The 19,799-nt window shown below is 74.5% G+C and carries 16 protein-coding genes; 8 read left to right on the top strand and 8 right to left on the bottom strand.

Annotated elements, in window-relative coordinates; genetic code table 11:
* The first annotated feature begins 112 nt into the window (after window positions 1-112).
* Genes ACFWP3_RS28430 through ACFWP3_RS28420 form a run of 3 tightly spaced genes read left to right on the top strand, consistent with a single transcriptional unit; the run spans window position 113 to window position 2,817 of the window.
* Window positions 113-628, top strand: a complete 516-nt coding sequence (locus ACFWP3_RS28430) for a hypothetical protein (protein ID WP_384226500.1) — start codon at window positions 113-115, stop codon at window positions 626-628.
* Between the two features lie 30 nt (window positions 629-658).
* On the top strand, window positions 659-2,302 hold the full coding sequence (gene lnt / locus ACFWP3_RS28425; protein ID WP_384226499.1) for an apolipoprotein N-acyltransferase: 1,644 nt from the start codon (window positions 659-661) through the stop codon (window positions 2,300-2,302).
* A 29-nt stretch (window positions 2,303-2,331) separates the two neighbouring features.
* Window positions 2,332-2,817, top strand: coding sequence for an NUDIX domain-containing protein (locus ACFWP3_RS28420; protein WP_384226497.1), 486 nt, complete (start codon window positions 2,332-2,334; stop codon window positions 2,815-2,817).
* Window positions 2,818-2,919: 102 nt separating this feature from the next.
* Here ACFWP3_RS28420 and ACFWP3_RS28415 read toward each other — a convergent pair whose 3' ends face one another.
* Both ACFWP3_RS28415 and ACFWP3_RS28410 read right to left on the bottom strand, forming a co-directional pair.
* A complete protein-coding gene (locus ACFWP3_RS28415) occupies window positions 2,920-3,702 on the bottom strand; it encodes a trypsin-like serine peptidase (RefSeq protein ID WP_384226495.1) in 783 nt (260 codons plus the stop codon).
* 123 nt (window positions 3,703-3,825) lie between these two features.
* The gene (locus ACFWP3_RS28410) at window positions 3,826-5,289 is read right to left on the bottom strand and encodes a hypothetical protein (protein WP_384226493.1); all 1,464 of its coding nucleotides are present in this window, start codon (window positions 5,287-5,289) and stop codon (window positions 3,826-3,828) included.
* A 160-nt stretch (window positions 5,290-5,449) separates the two neighbouring features.
* Between ACFWP3_RS28410 and ACFWP3_RS28405 the strand changes: the two genes are divergently transcribed.
* Complete coding sequence (locus tag ACFWP3_RS28405; protein WP_384226490.1) at window positions 5,450-6,739, top strand: ATP-binding protein; 1,290 nt, start codon at window positions 5,450-5,452, stop codon at window positions 6,737-6,739.
* A gap of 336 nt (window positions 6,740-7,075) precedes the next feature.
* Here ACFWP3_RS28405 and ACFWP3_RS28400 read toward each other — a convergent pair whose 3' ends face one another.
* The 5 genes from ACFWP3_RS28400 to ACFWP3_RS28380 all read right to left on the bottom strand — a co-directional run bounded on the left by ACFWP3_RS28400 (window position 7,076) and on the right by ACFWP3_RS28380 (window position 12,312).
* Window positions 7,076-7,675, bottom strand: coding sequence for a hypothetical protein (locus ACFWP3_RS28400; RefSeq protein WP_384226488.1), 600 nt, complete (start codon window positions 7,673-7,675; stop codon window positions 7,076-7,078).
* On the bottom strand, window positions 7,672-9,300 hold the full coding sequence (locus ACFWP3_RS28395) for a serine/threonine-protein kinase (protein ID WP_384226485.1): 1,629 nt from the start codon (window positions 9,298-9,300) through the stop codon (window positions 7,672-7,674). Before ACFWP3_RS28395 ends, ACFWP3_RS28400 begins: the two co-directional genes overlap by 4 nt.
* A gap of 110 nt (window positions 9,301-9,410) precedes the next feature.
* Window positions 9,411-10,667 carry a Tm-1-like ATP-binding domain-containing protein gene (locus ACFWP3_RS28390; RefSeq protein WP_384226483.1) on the bottom strand — a complete coding sequence of 419 codons (1,257 nt, stop codon included), beginning with the start codon at window positions 10,665-10,667 and terminating at the stop codon, window positions 9,411-9,413.
* Between the two features lie 46 nt (window positions 10,668-10,713).
* The gene (locus ACFWP3_RS28385; RefSeq protein ID WP_384226481.1) at window positions 10,714-11,193 is read right to left on the bottom strand and encodes an NUDIX domain-containing protein; all 480 of its coding nucleotides are present in this window, start codon (window positions 11,191-11,193) and stop codon (window positions 10,714-10,716) included.
* A 66-nt stretch (window positions 11,194-11,259) separates the two neighbouring features.
* A complete protein-coding gene (locus ACFWP3_RS28380) occupies window positions 11,260-12,312 on the bottom strand; it encodes a cation diffusion facilitator family transporter (RefSeq protein WP_384226478.1) in 1,053 nt (350 codons plus the stop codon).
* A 162-nt stretch (window positions 12,313-12,474) separates the two neighbouring features.
* Here ACFWP3_RS28380 and ACFWP3_RS28375 point away from each other — a divergent pair, with 162 nt between their 5' ends.
* The 3 genes from ACFWP3_RS28375 to ACFWP3_RS28365 are packed head-to-tail and all read left to right on the top strand — an operon-like array spanning window position 12,475 to window position 16,486.
* Complete coding sequence (locus tag ACFWP3_RS28375) at window positions 12,475-14,847, top strand: FHA domain-containing protein (protein ID WP_384226475.1); 2,373 nt, start codon at window positions 12,475-12,477, stop codon at window positions 14,845-14,847.
* On the top strand, window positions 14,844-15,515 hold the full coding sequence (locus ACFWP3_RS28370; RefSeq protein ID WP_384226473.1) for a hypothetical protein: 672 nt from the start codon (window positions 14,844-14,846) through the stop codon (window positions 15,513-15,515). Before ACFWP3_RS28375 ends, ACFWP3_RS28370 begins: the two co-directional genes overlap by 4 nt.
* Window positions 15,515-16,486 (top strand): serine/threonine-protein kinase, encoded by a 972-nt coding sequence (locus tag ACFWP3_RS28365; RefSeq protein WP_384226470.1) that lies wholly within the window; start codon window positions 15,515-15,517, stop codon window positions 16,484-16,486. The genes ACFWP3_RS28370 and ACFWP3_RS28365 overlap by 1 nt, the downstream gene beginning before the upstream one ends.
* A gap of 54 nt (window positions 16,487-16,540) precedes the next feature.
* On the opposite strand, the gene ACFWP3_RS28360 is transcribed toward ACFWP3_RS28365, so the two are convergent.
* Window positions 16,541-17,827, bottom strand: a complete 1,287-nt coding sequence (locus ACFWP3_RS28360) for a streptophobe family protein (RefSeq protein WP_384226467.1) — start codon at window positions 17,825-17,827, stop codon at window positions 16,541-16,543.
* 348 nt (window positions 17,828-18,175) lie between these two features.
* On the opposite strand from ACFWP3_RS28360, the gene ACFWP3_RS28355 reads away from it, so the two are divergent.
* Window positions 18,176-19,687 carry a DUF6777 domain-containing protein gene (locus tag ACFWP3_RS28355; protein WP_384226465.1) on the top strand — a complete coding sequence of 504 codons (1,512 nt, stop codon included), beginning with the start codon at window positions 18,176-18,178 and terminating at the stop codon, window positions 19,685-19,687.
* The last annotated feature ends 112 nt before the right edge of the window (window positions 19,688-19,799 follow it).

The following is a 19,799-nucleotide window of genomic DNA, read 5'->3' as shown; positions in this document are numbered from 1 at the left end:
ACGCCCCGGGACCTCAAGTTTGGTTCAGGTAGAGCTGGGCAGGTGCGCCATGCATCGACCGACCGGGCGAGAGGCGGTGGCGCGCATGCGGAACGTGAGTACGCTGCTACTCATGACCGGTCACCCCCCGGGTCCGCTCTGGACGGGCCGGGCCTCCAACCGTGTGCAGTGGCTGCTCGCAGCGGCCGGTGCGGCCTGCCTGGCGCTCGGCATCCAGCTCGCCGTCGACGGCTCCTGGACCGACGGCATCGCCCCGCTGCTCATGGCCGTGGTCGGCTGCCTCGCCGCCGGACTCCTCATCCTCTACGGCACCCTCGCCTTCGTGCACGTGGCCGTCACCGTCGACTCCGAGGCCCTCGTGGTCCGCTGCGGCCACATCGGGCTGCCGCGCCGCACGATCCGCCTCGCCGAGGTGACGTCCGCCGAGTTCGTCCCGCGGATCACCCCGACGCACTGGGGCGGCTGGGGCTACCGCTGGCGCCCCGAGAAGGGCACCGCGGTCATCGTCCGGCGCGGCGAGGGCGTGGCGCTGAGGCTCGACGACGGGAAGCTCTTCACGGTCACCGTCGACGACGCGGAGAACGCCGTCCGGGTCATCCGCGCCCACCTGCGGGCCCTTGCCCGCTGACGCGGACGGACACGACGTACACTCCGCCAGATGAGCAGCAGTGTCACCCGCGCGGCCGGGAACGAGCCCGCGGACCCCTCCGCCGCAGTCCGCGCAGCAGCCGGAACGGAACCCGCGGCGCCGTCCGGCTCGGGCCCCGCCGAGGCCGCGAAGCGGAAGGGCGCCCGGCTGGTGCGCCCGCTGCTCGCCGCCCTCTCCGGAGTGCTGCTCTACCTCAGCTTCCCGCCCCGCCCCCTGTGGTGGCTGGCCCCGTTCGCCCTCGCCCTGCTCGCCGGCTGTCTCCGCGGCCGCCGCGCCCGGGCCGGCTTCGGACTGGGCCTCCTCGCCGGACTGGGCTACCTGATGCCGCTCCTCGTCTGGACCGGCGAGGAGGTCGGCCCGGTGCCCTGGCTGGCGCTGGCCGCCCTCGAAGCCGTCTTCATCGGCCTCACCGGCCTCGGGATCGCCCTGGTCGGCCGGCTGCCGGCCTGGCCGCTGTTCGCCGCGGCCGTCTGGGTCGCGGGCGAGGCCCTGCGCGCCCGCGTCCCGTTCGGCGGTTTCCCCTGGGGCAAGCTCGCCTTCGGCCAGGCCGACGGCGTCTTCACCCCGCTCGCCGCGGTCGGCGGCACCCCGCTGCTCTCCTTCGCCGTCGCCCTGTGCGGATTCGGGCTGTACGAAGCCCTGCGCACCGCCCTCGACCACCCCCGGCGGGCCACCGCCGCGCTGGCCGCGCTCACCGTCGCGGCGCCCGTCGTCGCCGGTCTCGCCGCCCGGCCCCTGGTCTCCGACGCCGCCGAGGACGGCACCGCCGTGGCGGCCGTGATCCAGGGCAACGTGCCGCGGCTCGGCCTCGACTTCAACTCCCAGCGCCGCCAGGTCCTCGACAACCACGCCAAGCGCACCGAACAGCTCGCCGAGGACGTCAAGGCGGGCCGCGTCCCGAAGCCCGACTTCGTGGTCTGGCCGGAGAACTCCTCCGACCTCGACCCGTACTCGCAGCCCGACGCCTACGAGGTCATCGACAAGGCCGTCAAGGCGATCGGCGTGCCCGTGGCCATCGGCGCGGTCGTGTCCCCGCAGACCGGCCCGCTGCGCAACACGATGATCCTCTGGGACCCGGTGAGCGGCCCCACCGCGACCTACGACAAGCGCAAGATCCAGCCCTTCGGCGAGCGCATCCCGATGCGCTCCCTCGTCCGGCTCGTCAACTCCGACGTGGACCGGGTCAGCCGCGACTTCGGCCCCGGCAAGGACCCCGGCGTGTTCGACATGGCCGGCAGCGGCGTCGGCATGGTCACCTGCTTCGAGGCCGCCTTCGACGACGCCGTGCGCTCCACCGTCCGGGCCGGGGCCCAGGTGATCGCCGTACCCAGCAACAACGCCACCTTCGGCCGCAGCCAGATGACCTACCAGCAGCTCGCCATGGACCGGATCCGCGCCGTCGAGCACAGCCGGACCGTCCTCGTACCGGTCACCAGCGGGGTGAGCGCGGTGATCCGCCCCGACGGGACCATCGAGCGCCAGACGGCGATGTTCACGGCGGACGCGCTGGTCACCGAGATCCCGCTGCGCTCCACCGAGACCCCCGCGACCCGCTTGGGACCGCTGCCCGAGTACGCGCTGCTGCTGCTGGCCGCCGCCGGTCTCGGGTGGACCCTGGCCCGCCGGATCCGCGCCCGCGGGGCCTCGGCGTAGCCGGTCGGGACCGGCCTTAAGGTCGGGGAATGACCACACCGGAATACATCCGCGAGATCCGCGCCACCGCCGGGCACCGGCTGCTCCTGCTACCCGGCGTCACGGCCATCGTCGTAGACGACCGGGGCCGGGTCCTGCTCGGCCGGCGCTCCGACACCGGGCGGTGGTCGGTGATCGGCGGGATCGCCGAGCCGGGGGAGCAGCCCGCGGAGACCGCCGTGCGCGAGGTGTACGAGGAGACCGCGGTGCGGTGCGTGCCGGAGCGCGTGGTCCTCGTCCAGATGCTCGCACCGGTCACCTACCCCAACGGCGACGTCTGCCAGTTCCAGGACATCACCTTCCGCTGCCGGGCGACCGGCGGCGAGGCGCGCGCGAACGACAGCGAGTCGCTGGAGGTGGCCTGGTTCGAGGTGGACGCCCTGCCGCCGCTGGAGCACTTCGCCCTGGACCGCATCCACCGCGCCCTGCGCGAGGAGCCGACCTGGTTCGCGGCCGTGGCCGAGGTCACGGAGTAGCGCTCACGGCGTAGCGGTCGCGGAGTCGCGCTCACGGAGTCGGGGTCACGGCGTAGCAGTCTCGGCGTCGCGCCGACGGAGCTGCGGTCACCGCGTCGCGCGTCAGCCGGCGTCCGACGCCTCCCGGTAGAGCTCGACCGCCTGGTCGCCCATCACCGCGCTGTACGAGATCTCCGGCACCGTGCCGCCGCCCTCGTGGCCGCCGAGCACCCCGGCCAGGGCGCCGTCCACCAGCCAGGGGCTGCCGCTGGTGCCGCCGCTGAGGTCCGGGCAGGCGATGCGGCGCTGGGTCGGCGAGATCAGCGCGGTGGTGTTGGTGCAGTGCAGCGGGGCCTCCTCGCTGCGCGGGTACCCGATGACGCTCACCGTGGCGTCGGCCGGCTGCTCCGCCGCGACCGGGAAGCCGCCGACGAGGTCCTCGACCCGCTCCGCGTCCCCGCCGTCCGCGGGTGCCACGGTCGCGAAGGCGATGTCGTCGTCCGGGTCCTCGCCGTCCGTCCAGCCCGGGGCCATGTGGACGCCCGTGATCCGCCACGTGCCGTACGGGGCCTCGCCGTCCCGGTAGCCCGGCGCGAACACGGTGGTGTCCGGGTCGTCCAGGCAGTGCGCGGCGGTGGCGATCACATCGCGGTCGTCGCTGCGCACCACCGCGGCGGTGCAGAAGTGCCCGCCGTCGAGCCCGCCCGCGAAGAGCGCGCCCACCCGGTCCGCCGCGGCGTCCGGCGCGGCCCGCACGGTGACCCCGAGCGGCGGCTCGGCCGCGGCGTCGGGCACGTCCACGCTGAGCAGTGCGGCCATCGCGACCAGCGCCGCCAGGAGCCGGGGCACCCGCCGGGCACGAGCTCGGCCGAGGGCACGGGGCTGGGTGAGCATGCGGTGGATCATGTTTCGACCCTGCCCGGCGAACCTATGTCCGGAGCCCGTTGTTCCGTATGAATCCGCTGTGAATCGTGGACCCGCCGTGAATCCGGTGCCCGCCGTGTGAAAGCCCGGGGCCCCGGACGCGCGCTAGCCGAGCCGCTCGTACACCGTCACGCGGCGGCCCCGGACCTGCCGGTCCTCCACCACCGTGAACCGCTCCCGCAGGACGGCGGCCTTGACCTTGTCGCGCTCGGCCGACGGCGCCTTCGCGACCGCCGCCGCGTCCGTGATAAGCAGCACCCGCCGCTGCCCGAGCAGCTCCGCCCGGATGCGGTCCGGCTCGGCCTCCTCGCCCTTGAGGGTGCCCGACGCGACCGGGGTCCTGGCCAGGGCGATGTCGGCCAGGCCCGCGAAGGCGCCGGGGGAGACCAGCGCGGTGTCTCGGCGCGCGGCCGGGACGTACAGCACCGCGTCCCCGTCGCGCTTCAGCCGCGCCACCTCACCGGCCACCGACAGCACGTCGTCGACCCGGCTCGCCGGAGCCCGCTTGCCCAGCTCCACCGGCAGCAGGGCCAGTACGGCGACCCCCACCACACCCGGCACGAGCAGGCGGCAGGCCCTCGGGAAGCGGGGTGCGCAGGCCCGTACGGCGGCGCCCAGCGCGGCGCCGATCAGCAGGGCCAGGCCCACCATGGAGAACAGCACGTACCGGTCCAGGAACAGCGGCTGCACCAGCGAGAGGCCGATCAGCCCCAGCTGCGGCACCGCCAGCAGCGGCAGCCCGACCGCCGCCGCCGACAGCCGGGCCCGGCCGGGCCGGTCCGCCCCCGCGCAGAGGCCGCCGACGGCCAGCAGGATGCCCGGCCCGATCAGCATGTGCCAGGTCAGCGGGGGTATCCACGACACCTGGCCGGACTGCCCCCGGCTGAACAGGATCAGCGGCAGCGCACCCGCCACCGCGCCGGCCCCGTACGCCGCCCAGCGCAGCCACACCCCGCGCCCGGCCCGCACCCACCACAGCGTCACGGCGTGGGCCGGCAGGATCAGCAGGGACAGCCAGTTCAGCAGGGCGCAGACCAGCACCGTGGCCCCGTACGCCGTCCAGCGCGGCCAGACCCGCCGGCCGGGCCGGGCCGGTTCCGGGGACAGCAGCGACACCAGCAGCAGGGTCGACAGCCCGGCCCCGGCCGCGACCAGCGCGTACGGCCGGCCCTCCTGAAGGTAGAACTGCACGGCCGGCAGCAGCCCGAGGGCCAGTCCGCCGCCGAGCCCCGCCCAGAACCCGGCCAGCCGCCGGCCGATCAGCCCCACGCACGCCGCGGCCGCGGCGACCGCCAGCACGGACGGCAGCCGCAGCGTGGTCGTGCTCGCCCCGAAGGCCTCGAAGAGGCCGTGCATCAGCAGGTAGTACAGGCCGTGCACGGCGTCGACGTTGCCGAGCATGGCCCAGATCTCGCCCGCCGACCGCCCGGCCACCTGCCAGGTCGCCGCCTCGTCCCGCCACACGCTGTCCTGGCGCGAGAGCCCCCACAGGCCGAACGCGAGGGTCCACAGGAACGGGAGGAACCAGACGAGGTGCCCGCGTCGGGCCGCGGGTATGTGGCAAAGCATGAAGGGTGCGGGTTCCTCGGTCTGGCGTTCGGGCGGAAGGCACCAGTCTATGGACGACACGGACGGTTTCCGGACCGCCTGTTGTGCACCGCGGCGCGTGGGCCGGCGCCCCGCCCGCCCCTAGCCTCGCCGCAGGAGCACGAACGAGGGGCGGTACCCGGTGAACTGGCTCATCCACGACTACCGCGAGAGCGATCTCGCAGCGGTGGTCCACCTGATCGACACCACGGCCGAACTCGGCCAGGAGTCCGTCTTCTCGCTCGCCGAGTGCATCAGCGCCCTCACGGACCGGCAGCCCTGCGTGGTCGCCGTCCACCAGGGCGTGCCGATCGGCGCGGCGCTCGCCTGCGTCACCGGGGAGCGCGCCTGGGTGATGCGCATCGCGATCGCCGCGGGCTGGCGCGGCCGGGGCCTGGCCAGCGCCCTGCTCGTCGAGCTGGAGCGGCGGCTCATCGCGGCCCGCGTGGGCCGGATCGCGTACGTCCTGCCCGAGGAGGACCTGCTCGGGGAGGGGCTGCTCAACGCCGGGTACACCCGCCAGCCCGCCGTCGCCTACTTCGAGAAGACCGAGCCGCTGCACGGACCGGCCGCGGGCCTCCTCGACGACCTCGGCGGCCGGTTCCTCCCCAACGACCTGTGGACCAAGGTCGCCGGCATGGAGCGGGAGAAGGACCTCATCGAACGGCGCGTGGTGCTGCCGCTCGCCGAGCCGGAGCGGGCCGCCTCGCACGGTGTGCGGCCGCCGCGCGCCATCACCCTGTTCGGCCCGCCCGGCACCGGCAAGACCACCTTCGCCCGGGCCATCGCCTCCCGGCTCGGCTGGCCCTTCGTGGAACTGCTGCCCTCCCGGCTCGCCGACGAGGGCAACCTGGCCGCGGCGCTGCGCGACGCCTTCGCCCGGATCGCCGAGCTGGAGCGGGTGCTCGTCTTCATCGACGAGGTCGAGGAGATCGCGCCCGTGCGCACCGAGCCCGCGCAGCCCGGCGGGATCCACGGGGTGACGAACGAGCTGCTCAAGCTGATACCCGGCTTCCGCGAGGGCGACGAGCGGCTGCTGGTCTGCGCCACCAACTCCATCCGCTCCCTCGACCCGGCCTTCCTGCGGCCCGGCCGCTTCGACTACCTGATCCCGATCGGCACTCCGGACGCCGGGGCCCGCGCCGCGATCTGGTCCCGCTACACGGCGGGGCGCGCGGACGTGGACGTGGCGGCGCTGGTGGCCGCGACCGAGCTGTTCACCCCCGCCGACATCGAGCACGCGGCGCGGATCGCGGCGCAGGTGTCCTTCGAGCGGGACCTGGAGGAGGTGGGCGCGCGCGGCGCGGCGGCCGCGCAGCTCGGCGCGACCACGGAGGACTACCTGGCGGCGGCCGGACAGTGCCGGCCGACGGTGACCCCGGCGATGACGGGCGAGTTCGAGGCGGACATCACCGCCCACGCCCGCTTCTAGCCGACCCCGGATCTCCGTCCCCCGGTTGCGGCGGGGGGCGGGACGGCCCAGCGGCCGGATGCGAAACGGCCCGCGGCCACTCCCCAAAGCGGCCGCGGGCCTCCCGCGCGGACTTGGCATCCGTGCGGGACGGCCACGCTCCGGTTGGGGTGTTCGCCGGCTGGAACGTGACACGCAGGGGTGCCGGAGGGCGTCCTGAGCGCCCTCGTCAGCACCTCCGAGTCAACCAGCGCGGGGTGCGCCCGCGCCTCGGCCGGACGGCCACGCCGGCCCCGGCCGAAAGGACGAAAGGACGAAACGGGCACGGGGGATACGAGTCCCCGGAGCGGCCGTCCGCTACGGCGTACAGCGGTACGTGAACTCCACCGCGGCCGTGCGCTGCCCGGGCGAGACCAGTTCGAGCTCGGCCCTCGCGGGGTAGGTACCCGTGCCCCGGAAGGTCCAGAGCAGGTGCAGCCGGGCCTCCTGCTGCCCGCGCGGCACCCGCTCGGTCAGCCGTTCGGACCGTGTGCCGTCGCTGCGCAGCCACCGGTACGTCAGGGTCCCCGGGCGTCCGTTGGTCCGTACGACGGCCACCACGTCGGCCGCCGCGTCGCAGGCGGGCCCCTTGGGGTCGGTGGTCACCGCCACGTCCTCGACGGCGAGCGCGGGACCCAAGCGCTGCCACCCGAGGTACGCGACGACCGCGAGCAGCACGACCGCGGCCAGGGTGTAGCGCCGCAGGCCCGCACCGCGCCGCCGCCGCGCGGGCGGGGCGGCCGCGGCCACCGGGAACGGCGCGGGCAGCGCCGCCGTGACCCCGGGCCCGAACCGGAGCACCGACCCCTCGACCCGGTCGGGGGTCACCTCGGCGGCAGCCGGCGGGCCGGAGAACCAGTGGCTGCCGAGGACGGTGGCGCTGTAGTCGTCGTCCTGCGGGGCGCGGGGATCGCTCATCGGGGCACCTCCTCGCAGCGCGCCAGGTACTGCGAGTCGGACGCGGACTTGTTGCCCGCGGCGGGCTTGGTGGTCACCCTGACCCCGCCGTAGCAGCCGCCGCCGCGGGGGAAGGTGTGGGACTTCACCACCGGGGCGAGCGAGCCGGACTGCACGACGAAGGTCTCCGTGCCGTCGGGCACGGAGTAGTCGCCCTGCCGGCTGCCCAGGAACCACTCCACGACCACGGTGACCGGCCCGGTGCCCGTGGCCGCGACCGAGATGGTCGCGTCGCCCCGGTAGACGCCGGTCTTGAGCGAGACGCCGACGTTCGTGACCCGCAGGGTCGGTGTGGGACTGGGCGTCGGGGTGGGCGACCAGCTGACGGTCGGCTTCGGCGTCGGTGAGGCGCTCGGCGGCGGCGACCCCGACGGCGAGGCCGAGGCCGACGGTGACGGCGACGCGGACGGCGACGGGCTCGCCGATGCCGAAGGGCTAGGGCTCGGCGACGCGGAAGGGGACGCGCTCGGGCCCGGCGCGGGGGAGGCCGTACCGGGCGGGGCCGCGCTCGTCGTGGCGAACGCGCTGAGCGCCGAGGCCCCGCCCGGCGCCGCGCCGATCGCGTCCGTCGTGAGGACCAGGGCCGTGCCCAGGATCAGCGCGGCCCCCGCCGCCAGCCAGCCGCGCCGGCCCGGGGCCCAGCCGGAGCCCGGGCCGCTGCTCAGGGTGGTCGTGGCCACCGCGGTGGTGCCCTCGGCCGCGCCGCCCGCCGAGGGGAACAGCAGCGGCAGCAGCGCCGCCAGCGCGGCCAGCTTGCGCTGCCCGCGCTGCTCCCACTGCGGCCCGTAGGCGGCGAGGGCCACGTCCTCCAGCTCCGCGACGAAGGCCTCGGCGTTCTCCGGCCGCTGCTCGGGCCGCTTGGCCAGACCCCGCCGGATCAGCGGGCGCACCGGCTCGGGGGCCTCGGTCTCCGGCACCGGGGCCTCGATGTGCTGGACGGCGAGCTCCGCGAAGTTCTCCCCGTCGTACGGCTTGCGCCCGGTCAGGCACTCGAAGAAGGTCGCCGTCGCCGCGTACACGTCGGCCGAGGGCGACGCGGGCCGGCCCTGCCACTGCTCGGGTGCCATGTAGGCGGGGGTGCCGGCCACGCCCGGCGTGGTCCCGCGCCCCGCCGCGATCCCGAAGTCCACCAGCTTCGACGAACCGTCCGCCGAGACCAGCACGTTCTCCGGCTTGTAGTCGCGGTGGACGACGCCCTCCCGGTGCGCGGCCGCCAGCCCGAGCAGTGAGCCCTTGAGCACCACCAGCGCGGCCTCGGCGTCCGCCTGCCCGGCCTGCCGGAGCAGCGCGCGCAGCGAGATGCCGTCCACCAGCTCCATCACGATGGCCGCGCCGCCCGGCGACTCCACGTACTCGTACAGGCCCACCACGAACGGCGACCGGAGCCCGCCGAGCAGCCGGGCCTCGGCCCGGAACTCGCCGACGAACGCCGGGTCCTCGCGCAGCCGGTCGCTCAGGTACTTCACCGCGACGGCCGTTCCCGTGCCGTCGTGCACGGCGAGCACCACCCGGCCGCTGCCTCCCGCGCCCAGCTCCCGGACCTCCGTGTAACCGGGGACCGCCCATCCCGTCCGGGTGTCCTCCATCGCTTCCGCCCCCCTGCCGGCCGTGGTTCCGCCGCCGTGTGCACCCCGCGTCGGGGCGTCACATGGGACGTGGATTGCGCCACGGCCGGTTCCCCACCGGGTGGCGTGTGTCAGGCCGCGGCCGACACCGCGCCGATCATGGCGTGCAGCCGGTCGGCGGCGGCACGTCCGAAGGCCGGGTCGTTGATGTGGGTGTCGTAGTCGTAGAGCCGGGCGGCGCTGCCCCGCAAGCCTTCGCGCAGCGCCGAGAACAAGGCCCGGTCGGCGCCGGGGTCATGGTAGGGACCGCCGGGGGCGCCGAGCGTGGACAGTCCGCGCAGTGGGACGCAGACGGCCGTGGGGCCGGTCGCCGCGCGGAGTTTCCCGGCGACCCGGCGGCCGAGTTCCGCGCATTCGTCCTCGGTCGTACGGATCACCGTGATGGACGGGTTGTGGACGCGGACCCGCCGGTGGCGGACCCGGTCGGGCAGGGTCTCCATCGGGCCGAACTTGACCATGTCCAGCGCCCCCAGGCTCACCACCTGCGGAACCCCGGCCCGCCCGGCCGCGCTGAGCCGGTCGGGGCCGGCGGTGAGGATGCCGCCGCACAGGTCATCGGCGAGCTCGCTGAGGGTGAGGTCGAGGACGCCCGCGAAGACCCCCTGGCCGGCCAGCGTCTCCAGGGTGCGGCCGCCGGAGCCGCTGACGTGGAAGACGAGCACCTCGTAGCCCAGTTCGGTCAGCCGCTCGCGCGCCGCGTCCACGCCGATCGTGGTCACGCCGGCCATGCTCGCCGCGATCAGCGGGCGGTCGCCCGCGCCCAGCCGCGGTGCGCGGCGCGGGTCCAGGGAGGCGCGGGCGAAGGCCCTGGCCATCCCGGCGACCGCCTCCACGGCGTTGGCCAGGACGGGCGCCGAGACGCTGTTGATCCCCGCGATGTCCACCACGCTGTACATCATCGTGATGTCCGCGGAGCCCACGTACGGCGTGACATCGCCGGACGCCATGGACGAGACCATCAGCTTCGGTACGCCCAGCGGCAGGGCGCGCATGGCCCGGGTGGCGATGGAGGTGCCGCCGCTGCCGCCGATCGCGAGGACCCCGTGCAGCCGGCCCTCGGCGTGCAGGCGTAAGAGGGTCGCTTCGGCGCCCCGGGCCATCGTGGTGACGGCCGCGCCCCGGTCGGCGGCCGCACGCAGATCGGACAGTTCCGCTCCGGCGGCCCGGGCGACCGTCTCCCGGGGCACGTCCGCGGGCACCCGGGGCTCGCCCATCACCCCCGTGTCGACCAGTACCACTTCGACGCCGGCCCGCAGCAGCCTCTCGCGCAGCCAGCCGTACTCCACACCCTTGGTGTCCAGGGTTCCCACCAGCACGACGTTCGTCATGTGTGCAATGTGCACGCAGCCGGACCCGCTGGCAACCCGACGCGTATCAGCCCTTTTGCATCTCCAACAGGCGCTCCAGGAAGGGCATCTGAGAGGGTATCAATTTCTCCCGCGCCGTCTCCGGATCGAACCACGCCACCCGGTCGAGCTCGGGGAACTCCCGTACGGTCCCCGAGTGCGGCGGCCATTCCATCGAGAAGGTCCCGGGCACCATCAGGGCCGGGTCGAGGTCCGCCTCCACCGCCCAGATGATCACCAGCTTTCCGCTGGTCAGCCGTACCTCGCCCAGGGGCACGTACGCACCCTCCGGCGGCGGCAGCCCGATCTCCTCGGTGAACTCCCGGCGGGCCGCGTCGCGCGGGGTCTCGTCGGACCCGTACTCGCCCTTCGGGATGGCCCAGCCCCCGGCGTCCCGGCCCGACCAGAGCGGGCCGCCCATGTGGCCGAGAAGCACCTCGATCCCCGGATCCGCATCCTCACCCGTTCGGCGGAACAGGAGCAGTCCGGCACTGCGCTTGTGTGTCATGCGCCCATGTATGCCCCGCACGGCGCCCGGTCATGGACCGGACCGCCGGAGCCCGGTGACGGGCGGTCAGTGGTCGTGCGGGCCCTGGCGGTGGACCGGGCCGTGCGCGTCCGCGCAGTGCGCGTCCCGCGTGCCCTGGCCGGCGCGGCCGACGGTGAGGAGCGCGTCCTGTACGTGGTCCACCTGGAGCGTGGTGTGGGTGATCCCGTACTCCTTGGCCAGCAGCCGCTCCAGGTCCCGGCGCACCGCGTGGCAGTCGCCCGCGGGTTCGACGAGCACGTGCGCGGACAGGGCCGCCTGACCCGAGGTGATGGTCCATATGTGCAGGTCGTGCACCTCGGTGACCGGCGGGTGCCCGACCAGCCGGTCGCCCACCGCGTCCGGGTCCACATGGGCCGGAGCGGCTTCGAGCAGGATCCGGCCGGACTCGCGGATCAGCCCGTAGCCCGCCTTGACCATCAGCACCACCACCACGAGCGTGGCGATCGCGTCGGCCTGGCGGAAGCCGGTGGTCAGCACGATCAGACCGGCGACGGCCGTCCCGATGAACGCGAACAGGTCGTTCAGGATGTGCTGGTAGGCACCCTCGACGGCGAGCGAGGACCGGTTGGCCCGCGAGATGCACCAGGCCGCGGCGATGTTCACGAGGATGCCCGCGAGCGCCGTCACCAGCACCAGCCCGCCCTCCACCGGCGGCGGGTCCATCAGCCTGCGCACCGCCTCGTACGCCAGCCAGACCGCCAGCAGCAGCAGGGTCAGCCCGTTGGCCTGGGCGGAGAGTATCTCCGCCCGCTTGAGGCCGTACGTGAAACCGCCGCGCGCCGGCCGGGCCGCCAGCCGCATCGCGATCAGCGCGAGGACGATCGAGACGGCGTCGGTCAGCATGTGGGCCGCGTCGGAGATCAGGGCCAGCGAGTGGGCCATCACGCCGATGACCACCTCGACGGCCATGAACGTGCCGATCAGGCCCAGCGCGATGGCCAGCCACCGGCGGTCGGCGTCGGCCGAGACGCCGTGGCTGTGCCCGGCGTGGCCGTGGCCGTGACCCTTGTCGTGCGCGTGGTCGTGGTCGTGGTCCTGCGCCTGGCCGAGCGCGTGCGCGTGGTCGTGCCCACTCATGGCGTCCCCCGTTTGTTCGGTTCCGTCGCGTGAAGTGAAGCGCACCCCGGCGAGATGGGCAAAGGCTGCAACGGGGACCGTTGTCATTACCCATAAGAGGGCTCTGACCTGCGGTGATGCCCGACCGGTGCCGCGTCGTCCGGATCGTGGGAAGATCTGTTCATGGTCCAGCGCCCCGGTGTGCCGACCGCGCCCGAGCTCGTTCTGGAGACCGACCGGGGCTCCACGCGGATGAGCCCGGGCCGGAGCTACCACGTCGGCCGCGACCCGCTCAGCGAGATCTGCCTCGAAGACGCCCGCGTCTCCTGGCACCACGCCGTACTGCGCCCCGACGGAGACCACTGGACGGTCGAGGACGAGGGCAGCACCAACGGCACCTGGGCCGACGGCCACCGCATCCACGAATGGATCGTCGGCCCCGGCAGCGAACTGCGCTTCGGCAGCGCCGACGACGGCCCGCGCGTCGTCCTGGCCGACGCGCCACCGGCCAGACCGGCCGCCGCCCGCCCCTCCCAGGTCACGAACCCGGGCATGACCGGCACCTTCAAACAGCCGACCACGGTCCGTCCGCTGCCCTCCCGCGCCGCCGTCCGGATCGGCCGCGGCCCCGACAACGACCTGGTCATCGAGGACCTCATCGTCTCCCGCCGGCACGCCGAACTCCGCGCCCTGGCCGACGGGAGCTACGAGATCGCCGACCTCGGCAGCCACAACGGCACCTACCTCAACGGAGCCCGCGTCGCCAGGACCGCCCGCCTCACCGAGGGGGACATCGTCGGCATCGGCCGCTCCGCCTTCTGCCTCGTCGGCGACCAGCTCCAGGAGTACGTGGACACGGGCGAGGTCTCCCTCGACGTCCAGGACCTCACCGTCGCCGTCGACCGGGGCCGCAAGACCCTGATGGACGGCGTCTCCTTCCCGGTGGGTGCCAAATGCCTGCTCGCCGTCGTCGGCCCCAGCGGAGCCGGCAAGTCCACGCTGCTCGGCGCGCTCACCGGGCTGCGCCCCGCCGACCGCGGCACCGTCCTCTACGACGGCCGCGACCTGTACCGCGACTACGCCGAACTGCGCAGCCGCATCGGCCTCGTGCCCCAGGACGACATCCTGCACGCCCAGCTCACCGTCCGCCGCGCCCTCGCCTACGCCGCCGAACTGCGCTTCCCGCAGGACACCGCCAAGGCCGAACGCGAGGCCCGGGTCGACGAGGTCATCCGCGAACTCGGCCTCGTCCAGCGGGTCGACCAGCCCATCCACAGCCTCTCCGGCGGCCAGCGCAAGCGGGTCTCCGTCGCCCTCGAACTGCTCACCAAGCCCTCCCTGCTCTTCCTCGACGAGCCCACCTCCGGCCTCGACCCAGGCATGGACCGCTCGGTCATGCACATGCTGCGCGGCCTCGCCGACGACGGCCGCACCGTCATCGTCGTCACCCACAGCGTGCTCAGCCTCGACGTCTGCGACCGGCTGCTGTTCCTCGCCCCCGGCGGGCGCGTGGCCTACTTCGGCCCGCCCCGGGAGGCCCTGGACTTCTTCGGCTTCGAGCACTGGCCGGAGGCCTTCGAGGCGTTCGAGACCCAGCAGGACCGCGACTGGGCCGGGGCCTACCGCGCCTCGCCGGTCCACCGCCGCTACGTCGACGCCGCCCTCAGACCCGGATCCCCCGACGCGGCCGCGGCCCCCGCCCGGCCCGCGCCACTGCCACCGCCCAAGGCGCAGAGCTGGGGCTCCCAGCTGTCCACCATGATCCGCCGGTACGCCGCCGTGCTCGGCGCCGACCGCACCTTCCTCGTGATCATGGTCGCGCTGCCGTTCATGATGGGCGCCATGGCCCGCGCACTCGCCGGGAGCACCCTCACCGCCGAGACCGCGCTGAACGCCCTGCTCATCCTGACCATCGGCGGAGTGCTCACCGGCGCCGCCAACGCCGTCCGCGAACTCGTCAAGGAACGCGTGATCTACCAGCGCGAACGCGCCGTCGGGCTGTCCCGCTCGGCCTACCTGATGTCCAAGGTGGTGGTACTCGGCGCGATCACCGTCGCCCAGGCCGTCGTGCTAACCCTCGTGGCCCTCGCCGGGGTGAAACTCAACGCCCCGGGCGGCAAGGGCGTCGTCATGCCACCGCTGATCGAGATCACCCTCGCCGTGGCCCTGCTGTCCTTCACCGCGATGATGCTCGGCCTGCTGATCTCCGCGCTGGTCCGCAAGGAGGAGGTCACCATGCCCCTGCTGGTCCTCCTCGCCATCGTCCAGGTCGTCTTCTGCGGCACCCTGCTCAAGCTCTACGACGTCGCCGTCCTCGAACAGGTGGCGTGGCTCGCGCCGGCCCGCTGGGCGATGGGCGCGATGGGCGGCACCATCGGGCTCGGCGCGATCGTCCCCGGCCGGCTCACCCAGGACCCGATCTTCAGACACGACGCGGGCGTCTGGCTGATCAGCATCAGCATGCTGCCCGTCCTGTCCGTGCTCTTCGGCCTGCTGGTGTCCCGGCTGCTGCGCAGGCACGAGCCCGCCGTCATGCGGAAGCAGCCCAGGAAATGAGCTTCTCCGAGGGGGTCGAGGACTTCCGACCCACCCACGTCGTCCCGCAGGAGGGCCTGCCCGCGTGGGAGACCCCGGACGTGTCCTACCCGACCGTGCCGCTCGACGCGTTCCTCCCCGTACAGCTGCTGTCCCGGCGCGGCGACTGGGGGGAGGTGCTGTGCGCCAACGGCTGGTCCGCCTGGGTGGACGGCCGCCTGCTGGTCTCCGTACCGCAGCCGCCGCCGACCGCCACAGGACGGACCCCGGGGCGCGCCGAGGACCCCGGACCGCAGCTCGAACGGGCCTCCGCGTCCCTGGAGCGCTACCGGCGGGCCGTCGCCGAGCTCGCCGCCGGGCGCACGGACGGCGAGGCCTTCCGGCGGTCCGTACGGGGCCTGCGCGCCGGGATCGTCATCGACGGGGAGTCGGTGTGGCTGTACGACGTCGCCGCGGGCCGGTGGATGTACGGCGACGGGACCCGCATGACGACCTACGCGGCCGTCGCCGGACCGGGAGCCCCACCCGTACCGGGTGCCCCGCCCGCACCCGCGTCCCCGCCCGGGCCGGTACCGTCCGCGCCGCCCGACCCGCTCGCGGTCCAGCTCGACGTGGAGCCCGAGCCGCAGCCCGAGCTGGGGCACGCCCCGACCCGCATCGTCGACAAGCCCGGGCCCGGCGGCGCGTGATGGCGACGCCCGATCCGGTCGGCGGGCGCCCCTCCGACCTGCGCGGCAAACGCATCGCCGGATACCAGGTGGAGAGCGAGATCGGGCGCGGCGGGATGGCCGTCGTCTACCGGGCGCGCGACCTGAAGCTGGACCGTACGGTGGCGCTGAAGCTGCTCGCCCCCGAACTGGCCCGCAACGACACCTTCAGACAGCGGTTCGCGCACGAGTCGCGGGTCGCCGCCGCCATCGACCACCCGCACATCGTGCCCGTTTTCGAGGCGGGCGAGACGGACGGACTGCTGTACATCGCGATGCGCTACGTCGCCGGTCAGGACCTGCGAGCCATGCTGAACCGGTCCGGGCCGCTCCCGGTGGACACGGCCGTCCGGATCGCGGGTCAGGTCGCCTCGGCGCTGGACGCGGCGCACGACCACGACCTCGTGCACCGCGACGTCAAACCGGGCAACATCCTGGTCGCGCGGGGCACGGACAGCGACCACCCCGAGCACGTGTACCTCACGGACTTCGGACTGACGAAGAAGTCGCTGTCACTGACCGGCTTCACCAGCGTGGGGCAGTTCGTCGGGACGCTGGACTACGTGGCGCCGGAGCAGATCTCCGGCAAACCCGTCGACGGCCGGTGCGATGTGTACGGCCTGGGGTGCGTCGTCTACGAGACCCTGGCCGGGGGCCCGCCGTTCGAGCGGGACGACGACATGGCCCTGCTGTGGGCCCACCAGTACGACGAGGCGCCGCCGCTGAGCTCGCGGCGGCCCGGGCTGCCCGAGGCGCTGGACGAGGTCCTGGCGAAGGCGTTGGCCAAGTCCCCGGAGGACCGCTGGAGCACCTGCCTCGAATTCGCCGGGGCCCTGCGCCGGGCCGGCGCGTCCGCCGCCCAGCCCCGGCCCCGCCCGGAACCCCCGCGGAACCTCGAACCCCCGCCCCCTCCGGCGTGGGCGCTGCCGGTGTTCGGCGGCCGGGACGACTGAGCGCCCGCCGCTGGGAGCTGGTGCGACGGTCCAGGTGAGAGGGGGTGCGACGGCTCAGGCGCGGGGGACCGCGGTGGGCTCCTCGACGCGCCCGGGGTGGCGGAGGGGGCGGGCCAGCAGCCCGCCCAGGAAGCCCGCCACCGCGCCCCAGAGCAGGGCGAGGCCGACGGTGCGCCACAGGACCGGGACGAGCTCCACCGCGCCGCCGAGGCCGTCCTCCTCGCCGATGCCCAGCAGGGACAGGCCGAACTGGGCCTGGACCCGCGCCAGCAGACAGACCGTCAGGGTGGCCAGGGCCAGCGCCACGCCCAGGTGGAGCGCGTGCTGCCAGGGCCGGACGTGCGCGGGCGACCGTACGGCCGCCAGCACGCCCGTGCCGAGCAGCATCACGGCGGCCACCGCCACCAGCCACCACGCCCGGGAGTCCCGCTCCGCGAGCGAGGCCACGTCGACGGTGGACAGGTCGGAGCCGCGCAGGACCTGGTCCAGCAACTGGGGCATGGGCAGCCCGAACGGGCCCTCGACCCTGCCCTCCCAGGCGCCGCCGAAGCCCAGGGTGAGCGCGAGCCAGGCCAGGTTGGGCAGGCCCAGCAGGATCACGGCCAGGGTCCGGGCGCCATGGCCCTGGGTGGCGGCCACGACCACGCCGACCCCGATGCCGAGGACGACGTACGCGAGCAGCAGTACGACGGTGGCGAAGGCGGCCGGGCGCACCGCCGCGTGGAAGCGGACCAGCCGGGCCGGGAGCGGTGCGCGGCGCGACACCAGCAGGGCCACCAGCAACAGGCCCAGGATCCACAGCAGTCCGAACAGGAGCGTGGCGGGCAGGTCGGCCCGGAAGCCCACGGTCGGGGCGGAGTCCAGGAGTTCGCCGATCACTCCGATGGGGGAGTCGCCGGTGGAGATTCCGAAGGTGTGCCGGGAGAGGAAGGCCGCGCCGGTCAGCGCCAAGAGCCACAGCACCATCAACGGGACGGCCCGGCCGAGGAGTTCGCGGGGCCGGGCGACCGCCCGGTTGTGCAGCGGACGCAGGAAGAGGCAGCCGGCGGTGAGGGCGCCGGCCAGGCTCACGGAGAGCGGGAGCACGGACAGGCTCGCGTCCGCCCCGGCCAGGAAGCCGGCACCGCCCGACACCTCGACCGCACCGCCGGCCGCCATCACGACGACCGCGGCCGTCACGCGGGGGAACGCGCCGCCGGGCAGATCGCCCGCACCCGCGCACGCGAGACCGGCCGCGGCGACCGCGGCCATCACCACGAAGGCCGCGACGACGGCGAAGAGGGCGTCACGCCATGCCCTCGCGGAGCCCCCGGACGACGGTGATCTCGGTGTCTGGCTCACCCTGCAACGGTGGCACTCTCGGCTTGCGGGCACCACCCGGACGGCGCACACAATGGTCCGCAGGGAACTCACTCCTCCTGTGAAGGAGAGCCCGTGACCACGCAACCCTCCGGCCGACCGCCCTCGTCAGAGCGCCCCACCGGCCCGCCGTCAGGCCCGCTCTCGGGCGGGCAGCAGGGCTCTGCCCCGCCGCCCCCACCCTCGGCGCCCCCCGGTGGCCCCGGTGGCCCCGGTGGCCCCGGTGGGCCCGGCAGTACGGGCGGATCCGGTGGCGCCGGTGGTGCCGGCGGCCCGGCCAAAGGCCCGTGGTGGCGGTCCGTACCCCGGCTCGCCACCGCGCTCGTCGCGGTGGCCGCGGCCGTGGCCCTGGCCGTGGTGCTGACCAGGCCCACCGGCACGGCCGAGGGCGGCGAGGTGTTCCTCCAGCCGGTCGCCGCCTCGGGCCCGGACCCGTTCACCGAGTCCACCGCCGTGAGCGAGGCCCCACCGCCGCCTGAGCCCCCACCGCCGACCGGGACCGGGAAACCGCCCGAGACCGGCAAGCCGACCGGGACCGGAAAGCCGACCGGTACGGAGAAGCCGCCCGAGACGCGGACGCCGCCCACCGCCACGCGTCCGGGCACCACGGCCCCCACGGGCACCCGGACGGTCAACGGGTCCTCGCCGGGCGTGTACGGCGGCACCAGGAACGTCGCGAGCTGTGACGTCGAGAAGCAGATCAGGCTGCTGACCGTGCAGCCGGCCAAGAACAGCGCGTTCGCCTCGGTCTTCGGCATCCAGCCGGGGGCCGTCCCCGGCTTCCTCCGCTCGCTGACCCCGATGCAGCTGCGGCTGGACACCCGGGTCACGAACCACGGCTTCCGGGACGGCAAGGTCACCTCCTACCAGGCGGTGCTCCAGGCCGGAACGGCCGTGCTCGTGGACGACCGCGGGGTGCCCCGGGTGCGGTGCGCGTGCGGCAACCCGCTCAGCCCGCCGGTGGCGCTCAAGGCCAATCCGAAGCGGTTCGGGCAGGCGTGGAACTCGTACCAGCCCGCGCGGGTCGTCGTCATCGCACCGGCGGTGACGATCGTGAACAACTTCGTGATCTACGACCAGCGCAACGGGCACTGGTACGAGCGGGAGCGGGGCGACCGCCCCAGCAAGCCCGACCGGCGCGTACCGCCGCCCGTGTTCCCGACTCCGCCGATCACCACGGTCACGCCGCCGTTCCCCACGCCGACGAGGCCCACCGGGTCGCCGTTGACCCCGACCCCGACGCGGACCCCGACCGGGTCGCCGCTGTCGCCGACACCGACGGGCACGCCGACGGAGACGCCGACCAGGACTCCGTCCGAGACGCCGTCGGAGACTCCGTCCGAGACGCCCTCCGAAACGCCTTCCGAGACCCCGTCGGAGACGCCTTCCGAAACGCCTTCCGAGACCCCGTCCGAGAGCCCGTTGAGGACGCCGTCGGAGACTCCGTCCGAGACGCCGTCGGAGACCCCGCCCGAGTCGCCGTCGCCCGTCGAGTCACCCGTGGAGTCCCCGTCTCCGGCGTCCGAGCCCCCGACCTCGGCGCCGCCGAGCGAGCCGCGTTCGCTGGAGCCCCCGTCGCCCCCGTCGCCCCCGTCACCTCCGCCGCCCTCGCCCGAGGTGCCGGCACCGGTTCCGACCCCGGCGCCCCCGCTTCCGCCGCCGCCGGTCGTCCCGACCCCGCAGGAGCCCGCTCCTGAGCCGCCGGCGCCCGAGCCGCCCGCTCCTGAGCCGCCCGCTCCCGAGGAGCCCGAACCGGAACAGCCCGAACCGGAGGAGCCCAACCAGCAGGAACCCAACCAGCAGGAACCCAACCAGCAAGAACCCAACCAGCAGCAGGAGTAGCAGCAGCCCGTAGGGGCCGCCCCCCTGGAGGGGAGGCGGCCCCGACCAGCGCCCGCCCGCGAGCCCGTCGCCGGCCCCGCCCCCCCCGAACCCCCGCGCCCCCACCACCCCC

The organism is Streptomyces sp. NPDC058525 (assembly GCF_042719495.1).
In the GTDB taxonomy this organism is placed as follows: domain Bacteria; phylum Actinomycetota; class Actinomycetes; order Streptomycetales; family Streptomycetaceae; genus Streptomyces.
Note: the sequence above shows the minus strand (reverse complement) of the source record. Positions and strands in the feature narration are given on the sequence as shown.

What these genes read in the sequence shown, in the direction of transcription:
- lnt (WP_384226499.1), top strand. Translation starts at nt 659, where the DNA reads ATGAGCAGCAGTGTCACCCGCGCGGCCGGGAACGAGCCCGCGGACCCC.
- ACFWP3_RS28430 (WP_384226500.1), top strand. Translation starts at nt 113, where the DNA reads ATGACCGGTCACCCCCCGGGTCCGCTCTGGACGGGCCGGGCCTCCAAC.
- ACFWP3_RS28370 (WP_384226473.1), top strand. Translation starts at nt 14,844, where the DNA reads ATGAGCTTCTCCGAGGGGGTCGAGGACTTCCGACCCACCCACGTCGTC.
- ACFWP3_RS28365 (WP_384226470.1), top strand. Translation starts at nt 15,515, where the DNA reads ATGGCGACGCCCGATCCGGTCGGCGGGCGCCCCTCCGACCTGCGCGGC.
- ACFWP3_RS28400 (WP_384226488.1), bottom strand. Translation starts at nt 7,675, where the DNA reads ATGAGCGATCCCCGCGCCCCGCAGGACGACGACTACAGCGCCACCGTC.
- ACFWP3_RS28420 (WP_384226497.1), top strand. Translation starts at nt 2,332, where the DNA reads ATGACCACACCGGAATACATCCGCGAGATCCGCGCCACCGCCGGGCAC.
- ACFWP3_RS28375 (WP_384226475.1), top strand. Translation starts at nt 12,475, where the DNA reads ATGGTCCAGCGCCCCGGTGTGCCGACCGCGCCCGAGCTCGTTCTGGAG.
- ACFWP3_RS28380 (WP_384226478.1), bottom strand. Translation starts at nt 12,312, where the DNA reads ATGAGTGGGCACGACCACGCGCACGCGCTCGGCCAGGCGCAGGACCAC.
- ACFWP3_RS28390 (WP_384226483.1), bottom strand. Translation starts at nt 10,667, where the DNA reads ATGACGAACGTCGTGCTGGTGGGAACCCTGGACACCAAGGGTGTGGAG.
- ACFWP3_RS28415 (WP_384226495.1), bottom strand. Translation starts at nt 3,702, where the DNA reads ATGATCCACCGCATGCTCACCCAGCCCCGTGCCCTCGGCCGAGCTCGT.
- ACFWP3_RS28395 (WP_384226485.1), bottom strand. Translation starts at nt 9,300, where the DNA reads ATGGAGGACACCCGGACGGGATGGGCGGTCCCCGGTTACACGGAGGTC.
- ACFWP3_RS28385 (WP_384226481.1), bottom strand. Translation starts at nt 11,193, where the DNA reads ATGACACACAAGCGCAGTGCCGGACTGCTCCTGTTCCGCCGAACGGGT.
- ACFWP3_RS28410 (WP_384226493.1), bottom strand. Translation starts at nt 5,289, where the DNA reads ATGCTTTGCCACATACCCGCGGCCCGACGCGGGCACCTCGTCTGGTTC.